Source organism: Micromonospora sp. D75 (genome assembly GCF_018070405.1).
In the GTDB taxonomy this organism is placed as follows: Bacteria; Actinomycetota; Actinomycetes; order Mycobacteriales; family Micromonosporaceae; genus Micromonospora; species Micromonospora chalcea.
This window is the reverse complement of sequence record NZ_JAGPXV010000376.1, coordinates 1-5,820: the sequence shown is the minus strand read 5'-3', so window position 1 is coordinate 5,820 and position 5,820 is coordinate 1. Positions and strand designations below refer to the sequence as shown.

General features: G+C 71.6%; 9 protein-coding genes and 1 pseudogene. 6 read left to right on the top strand and 4 right to left on the bottom strand.

Features of this window, described 5'->3' with window-relative positions:
• From KBX39_RS33440 to KBX39_RS20865, 3 genes and pseudogenes are all read right to left on the bottom strand, one after another.
• A pseudogene (locus KBX39_RS33440) lies at positions 1-169 on the bottom strand (anti-sigma regulatory factor); the annotation flags it as partial.
• Positions 166-576: an STAS domain-containing protein gene (locus tag KBX39_RS20870; protein ID WP_043327433.1), complete on the bottom strand. Its 411-nt coding sequence runs from the start codon at positions 574-576 to the stop codon at positions 166-168. The gene KBX39_RS20870 and the pseudogene KBX39_RS33440, both read right to left, overlap by 4 nt.
• Positions 576-1,436: an STAS domain-containing protein gene (locus tag KBX39_RS20865; protein ID WP_043327435.1), complete on the bottom strand. Its 861-nt coding sequence runs from the start codon at positions 1,434-1,436 to the stop codon at positions 576-578. Before KBX39_RS20865 ends, KBX39_RS20870 begins: the two co-directional genes overlap by 1 nt.
• A 159-nt stretch (positions 1,437-1,595) precedes the next feature.
• On the opposite strand from KBX39_RS20865, the gene KBX39_RS20860 reads away from it, so the two are divergent.
• Positions 1,596-1,952: an STAS domain-containing protein gene (locus KBX39_RS20860; protein ID WP_030500698.1), complete on the top strand. Its 357-nt coding sequence runs from the start codon at positions 1,596-1,598 to the stop codon at positions 1,950-1,952.
• 10 nt (positions 1,953-1,962) lie between these two features.
• Here KBX39_RS20860 and KBX39_RS20855 read toward each other — a convergent pair whose 3' ends face one another.
• Positions 1,963-3,117, bottom strand: a complete 1,155-nt coding sequence (locus tag KBX39_RS20855) for an MFS transporter (RefSeq protein ID WP_199495968.1) — start codon at positions 3,115-3,117, stop codon at positions 1,963-1,965.
• Positions 3,118-3,280: 163 nt separating this feature from the next.
• On the opposite strand from KBX39_RS20855, the gene KBX39_RS20850 reads away from it, so the two are divergent.
• From KBX39_RS20850 to KBX39_RS20830, 5 genes are all read left to right on the top strand, one after another.
• Entirely contained in the window at positions 3,281-3,964 is a 684-nt protein-coding gene (locus tag KBX39_RS20850; RefSeq protein ID WP_043327439.1) for a FadR/GntR family transcriptional regulator, read from the top strand.
• 40 nt (positions 3,965-4,004) lie between these two features.
• Positions 4,005-4,475: a large conductance mechanosensitive channel protein MscL gene (mscL, locus tag KBX39_RS20845; protein WP_064448387.1), complete on the top strand. Its 471-nt coding sequence runs from the start codon at positions 4,005-4,007 to the stop codon at positions 4,473-4,475.
• A gap of 77 nt (positions 4,476-4,552) precedes the next feature.
• Positions 4,553-4,801: a hypothetical protein gene (locus KBX39_RS20840; protein ID WP_026268772.1), complete on the top strand. Its 249-nt coding sequence runs from the start codon at positions 4,553-4,555 to the stop codon at positions 4,799-4,801.
• Positions 4,802-4,830: 29 nt separating this feature from the next.
• Positions 4,831-5,196, top strand: a complete 366-nt coding sequence (locus KBX39_RS20835; RefSeq protein ID WP_069088720.1) for a hypothetical protein — start codon at positions 4,831-4,833, stop codon at positions 5,194-5,196.
• A 234-nt stretch (positions 5,197-5,430) separates the two neighbouring features.
• Positions 5,431-5,724: a hypothetical protein gene (locus tag KBX39_RS20830; RefSeq protein ID WP_043327445.1), complete on the top strand. Its 294-nt coding sequence runs from the start codon at positions 5,431-5,433 to the stop codon at positions 5,722-5,724.
• Positions 5,725-5,820: the final 96 nt, after the last annotated feature.

Sequence of the window (5,820 nt, the reverse complement as noted above, 5' to 3'; positions counted from 1 at the left end):
GCGTGTTGCGGGCCAGCTCGCTGGCGGCGGTCACCAGCTTCGTCTGGTCGACCAGGGAGAGCCGGACCGCGACGGCCGTGGTACGCACCAACTGCCGGACCCGCACCACGTCCTCGTCGCTGCGGATCGCCTGCGTCGCCGGCACGCCGAGGTCGACGCCCGTGGTCATGCCGTCGCCGTCGTCTCGGTGTCCTCGTCGTCGGCGCCCTCGTCCCACTCGTCGGCTCGGCTGGCCGCGATCAGCTCCATGCCGCGCTCGACGTTCAGCGCGGTACGGATGCCGTTGAGCGACAGCCCCAGCTCGACGAGCGTGATGGCGACGGCCGGGCGCATGCCGACCACCACCGTCTCGGCGTCCAGCACCTTCGAGATGGACGCGATGGTGGAGAGCATCCGGCCGACGAAGGAGTCGACGATGTCCAGCGCCGTGATGTCGATGATCACGCCGTGGCAGCCGGTGGCGACGATCCGCTCGGCCAGGTCCTCCTGCAACTGGATCGCCGTCTGGTCGGACATGTCGACCTGGATGGAGACCAGCAGGATGTCGCCGATCTTGAGGATCGGCACCCGTTCCATCAGGACTCCCGCCGCGGGCGGCGAGCGGTGGTCTCGACCCCGGTCAGGCGCAGCACGTGGCGCAGCGCGTCGGCGAGGCTCGCCTTGGTGGCGATGTCGCCGAACTCGATGCCGAGGGCGACGATCGTCTGGGCGATCTGCGGGCGGATGCCGGAGATGATGCAGTCGGCGCCCATCAGCCGGGCGGCCACCACGGTCTTGAGGATGTGCTGCGCGACCTGGGTGTCCACCGCCGGCACGCCGGTGATGTCGATGATCGCGTACGGCGAGCCGGTGTCGACCAGGGTCTGGAGCAGCCGCTCCATCACCACCTGGGCGCGGGCCGAGTCCAGCGTCCCGACCAGCGGGACGGCGACCACGCCCTCCCAGAGCTTGACCACCGGGGTGGACAGCTCCAGCAGCTGCTCCGCCTGGTCGGCGATCAGGCTCTCCCGGGCCCGGACGAACGTCTCGAACGTGAACAGGCCCATCTGGTCGACGAGCGCGGAGAAGGCGACGAAGTCGCGCAGGGTGTCGTCACCCTTCTCCTCTTCCATCAGCTCCAGCAGGGCGTCCTTGCACGCGAACACGCTGATCGCGGTCTCGGTGGCGGAGAACCCCTGCCGGGCCCGGTTGGTGGACAGCTCGGACAGCACCGCCCGCAGCTCACCGCCGTGCTCGTCGGCCAGGTCGGAGACGCCCTGGCGCCCGGCGTCGACCAGCGCGCGGTGCAGCTCCTGCACCTGCCGGGCCAGCTCGGCCCGGCTCAGGCGACCGCGCAGCGAACTGGCGACGATCTCCGTCCAGCGGTTGGTCAGCCGGTCCGCGTGCTGACTGAGCAGGTGGGCGAGCCGACCACCCTGTTCGGCGCTCAACGCCATCCTGACCTCCCTGATTTGGACGGGCGGACTCTATCACCGGGGGCTGACGCGGTACTTGTCGCGGAGCAAAGAATGATCGACCGCACCCGTGACCGCTCCCGTTCTGCGCGGCGCGCCCGTCGTGGGATACCGTTTCCCCCGAACACAGGAGGTCGACGAATGTCCTTGACGGTGCACACGGAACAGCGCGGCGACGTGGTCGTCGTGTCGGTCGCGGGCGAGCTGGACATGGCCACGGCACCGCAGCTGCAGGACCAGATCACGGATCTGCTCGACAAGGGGCGCAACCGCCTGGTCTTCGACCTGGCCGAGGTGTCGTTCTGCGACTCCACCGGCCTGTCGGTGTTCGTCCGGGCGAAGAACAACTGCGACGAGGCGGGCGGCGTCGTCCGGCTGGCCGCTCCGCAGCGCGGTGTGCTGCGCATCCTCGAGGTCAGTGGGCTGGTCGAGGTGCTGCACACGTACCCGACCGTGGAACAGGCCGTCGCGGGCGAGCCCACTCCGACCTCCTCCTGACCGGTTCCGCTCAGCGCTCGTCCTCGATGTAGCGGGGACGGGCGATCACCATGCCCGCAGCCGTCTGCACGGCCAGCGCCACCAGCAGGAAGCCGATCGGGGCGGTCCAGCCGCCGGTCGCCTCGTAGAGGATGCCCACCAGCAGCGGTCCGAGCGCCGCGATGACGTACCCGGTGCTCTGCGCGAACGCGGACAGCGCCACGGTGCCCTCGGCGGTCCGGGCGCGCAGCCCGATCGTGGTCAGGATGAGCGGGAACGCGCCCTGGCCGAGCGCCAGCAGCAGCACCCACAGCGGCGCCAGGCCGTGCGGGGCCAGCGCCAGACCGGTGTACGCGGCGGCGGAGAACACGGTGAGCGACAGCACCAGCGGCCGGAGCGTGGCCAGCCGGCCGGCCAGCGTCGGCATCATCAGTGCCACCGGCACGCCCAGCGCGGTCACGCCGGCGAGCAGCAGCCCGGCCGCCTCCGGGCGGTACCCGGCGTCCCGGAAGAGCTGGGCCAGCCAGCCCATGATCGCGTACCCGCTGAGCGACTGCGCCCCGAAGTAGACAGCCATGGCCCAGCCGAGCCGGGTCCGGGCGGGTTGCACCCGGGCCGGGGTGGCGACGGCCACCGCCGGGGGCGCGGCCCGTCGCGCCGCGCGGGCCCGCAGCGCCAGCGGCACCCACGGGAGTACGGCCAGCGCGGCCAGCCCGGCCCAGACGCCGAGTCCGGCCCGCCAGGAGCCGAAGGCGTGCGCGACCGGCACCGCCGCGGCGGCGGCCACCGTCGTGCCCACCGTCAGGGCCATCGTGTACGCCCCGGTGACCAGCCCGGTGCGGTGCGGGAAGTGCTGCTTGACGAGCATCGGCAGCAGGATGTTCGCCACCGCGATGCCGGCCAGCGCGAGCGCGCTGGTGGCCACGAAGACCGCCGCCGAGCCGGTGAGCGCGCGCAGCACCTGCCCGACGGTGAGCGCCAGCATGGCGAGCACCAGCACCCGGGGCGCGGCCCAGCGGCGGACCAGCCACGGGGTGAGCGCGCCCAGTCCGGCGAACGCGATGGTGGGCAGCGTGGTGACCAGGCCGGCCATCGCCCCGGAGAGGCCGAGACCGACCCGTACCTCGTCGAGCAGCGCGCCGAGGCTGGTCACCGCCGCGCGCAGGTTCAGCGCGACGAGCAGCATCCCGGTCAGCACGAGCAGGCCGCCTCGGACCGCGCGGGGCGCCGGGGTGGGGAGGGCCGCGGAGCCGGCGCCGGGGGCGGGCACTGTCGCGGCGGGCGCGGGTGGCGGAGTCATGACCTCGAACCTACAATCATGGGATGAATTTCGGCACGAGGTGTAACCGGTGACACCCGCCGTGGATTCCGTCGTCGTGCCGCCGCGCGGTCACCGGGTCCGCCAGACCATCGAGCAGCTCCGGGAGCGCATCCTCGGCGGCGAGTGGCCGGTGGGCGGGCGCATCCCCACCGAGCCGCAACTCGTCGCCGAGCTCGGCGTGGGCCGGAACACGGTCCGCGAGGCGGTCCGGGCGCTCGTGCACGCCGGGGTGCTGGTGTGCCGGCAGGGCTCCGGCACGTACGTGGTGTCGACCGACGAACTGGCCCCGGTGGTGGCCCGCCGGCTCACCGACGACCGGATGACCGAGGTGATCGAGGTCCGGCGCGCGTTCGAGGTGGAGGCCGCCCGGCTCGCTGCCTTGAGGCGTACCCCTGAGGACCTGGTGGCGCTCGACGGCGCGCTCGCGGCCCGCGAGGCCGCGTGGCGCGGCGGCCGGGTGGACGAGTTCGTCGAGGCGGACGCCGCGCTGCACACGGCAGTGGTGGCGGCCGCGCACAACGCCATGCTGGCCGAGCTGTACGCCTCGGTCGGCGCCGCGCTGCGCAGCACCGTGGCCCAGGCGATGGGCGAGGCGCTGACCCCGGAGCGGTACGTGGATCACGGCCGGCTGGTGGAGGCGATCCGGGCCGGCGACCCGCAGCGGGCGGCGATCGAGGCCGGTGCTTTTCTCGAAGGGCCCGCCGGGGCATAGGTTGTCCCCGACGCAGACTCATCAGGGCACGGGAGTACGGATGCTCAAGGGCTTCAAAGACTTCATCATGCGCGGCAACGTCGTCGACCTGGCGGTCGGTGTCGTCATCGGCGCGGCTTTCACAGGCGTGGTGACCCAGCTCACCAAGTCGTTCCTGGAACCGCTGGTACGCGTGTTCATTGCGCTGATCACCGGCAGCAAGAACGGGCTCACCGGCTCGACCCCCGAGTTCCGGGGCATCCCGTTCGACTGGGTGGCGTTCGTCAACGCGGTGATCACGTTCGCGCTCACCGCGGCGGCGCTGTACTTCCTGGTCGTCTACCCGATGAACAAGCTCGCCGAGCGCCGCAAGCGCGGCGAGGAGCCGCCGCCGTCGGCCCCGAGCGAGGAGGTCAAGCTGCTCACCGAGATCCGTGACGCGCTGCTCGCCGGCAACCACGGCACCCCGGGCCAGCGCAGCGCCCTGGACGACGTGCTCGGCCGCCGGCAGGAGCCGCCCGCGCCGCGCTGACGCCATAGCCGATCGGCCCCCGCGACAATCTCGCGGGGGCCGACGTGTATCGAACACATGTTCGATAGAGTCCGGGCATGGAGCAGCGTAGGCACTGGTGGAACGGGAAATGGGGACGCCTCGCCCGGCGTGACGTCTTCCTCCGGGTGGACGGCGACCGCTGGCACGTGGAGCAGCGGGCCGGCGGCGCCGAGGGGGTCTCCCGGTTCTACGAGCACGCCAGCGTCGAGGAGGCGGAGGAGACGGTCCGGGCGCTGCTGGACGGCACCGACACGTGGCGCGAACTGTCCCCCCGCCCGCCGGGAGGCTGGGCCCCGTCCGTTTAGCGCCCGCGCGACCCGGGAACCGCTGCCGTATGAGCCAGCAGCAGGACACTGTCTCCCGGGTCACCACCGGCATGCGGGTGGTCGACTCCGCAGGCGTCGAGGTGGGCACAGTCGATCTCGTCCAGCGCGGCGACCCGGCCGCGGTGACCGTGCAGGCGCCCGCGCCGGTCGACCCGGGCAGCAGCCTGGACGAGCTGATCGAGTCGGCTGCGGTCGAGGAGCCCGACGTGCCGGCCGACCTGGCCGCGCGACTGCTGCGCGACGGCTATCTCAAGGTCTCCACCGACCTGGTCCGCACCGGCGCGGTCTACGTGCTGGCCGACCGGATCGCCGCGGTGCACGACGGCGCGGTACGCCTCACCGTCCCGGCCACGGAGCTGCCCGCCGAGGAGTGACGCCCGCCGAGGTGATGGATTTGTCACCCGCAGTAATAGGTGATCAATGCAAGTTGCCCGGAAAAGCCGCCCGTCAATCCCCTTGCGCAGAGTCTCAATGCCATGACTTTGCGCTTTAATCGCTGATGAACGACTTGATCGTTGATCTTCAAAAACATTGCGCGTGTTCTGGTATCTACATCGGCCTCTCGCCACGGATAGTAATTGGCGAACCAAGGGGGCCGAGGGGGAACAATGAACGAAGCGCTGGCGGAACCGCTCACCGGATATCAGGTGGTGGCCGTGGCCACTGCCGTCGCCGGAGTGGTGGCGGGCCTGGTGCGGGCCTACGTGGCATACCGCGCCCGCATGAACGAGGAACGCGAGGCGACAACACGCACCACAGCGCGGGTCACGTGGCTGATCCGGCTGGCCGAGGCGGACCATGACGTCGTACGGATCGTGGAGCGCGATCGCGACGGGCATCGGGAGGTCGAACTGGGCGGGCGCGGCGCGTCGAAGCCCGGCCCCGTCGAGGAGGCGGCGTGACAGACATCAAGGGCACCGCCGCTCTCACACCGGATCCCGACGACAACGACGCTCTGCGCGAGGCGGAGGCGGCCCGCCTGAAGGCCGTTCACGACC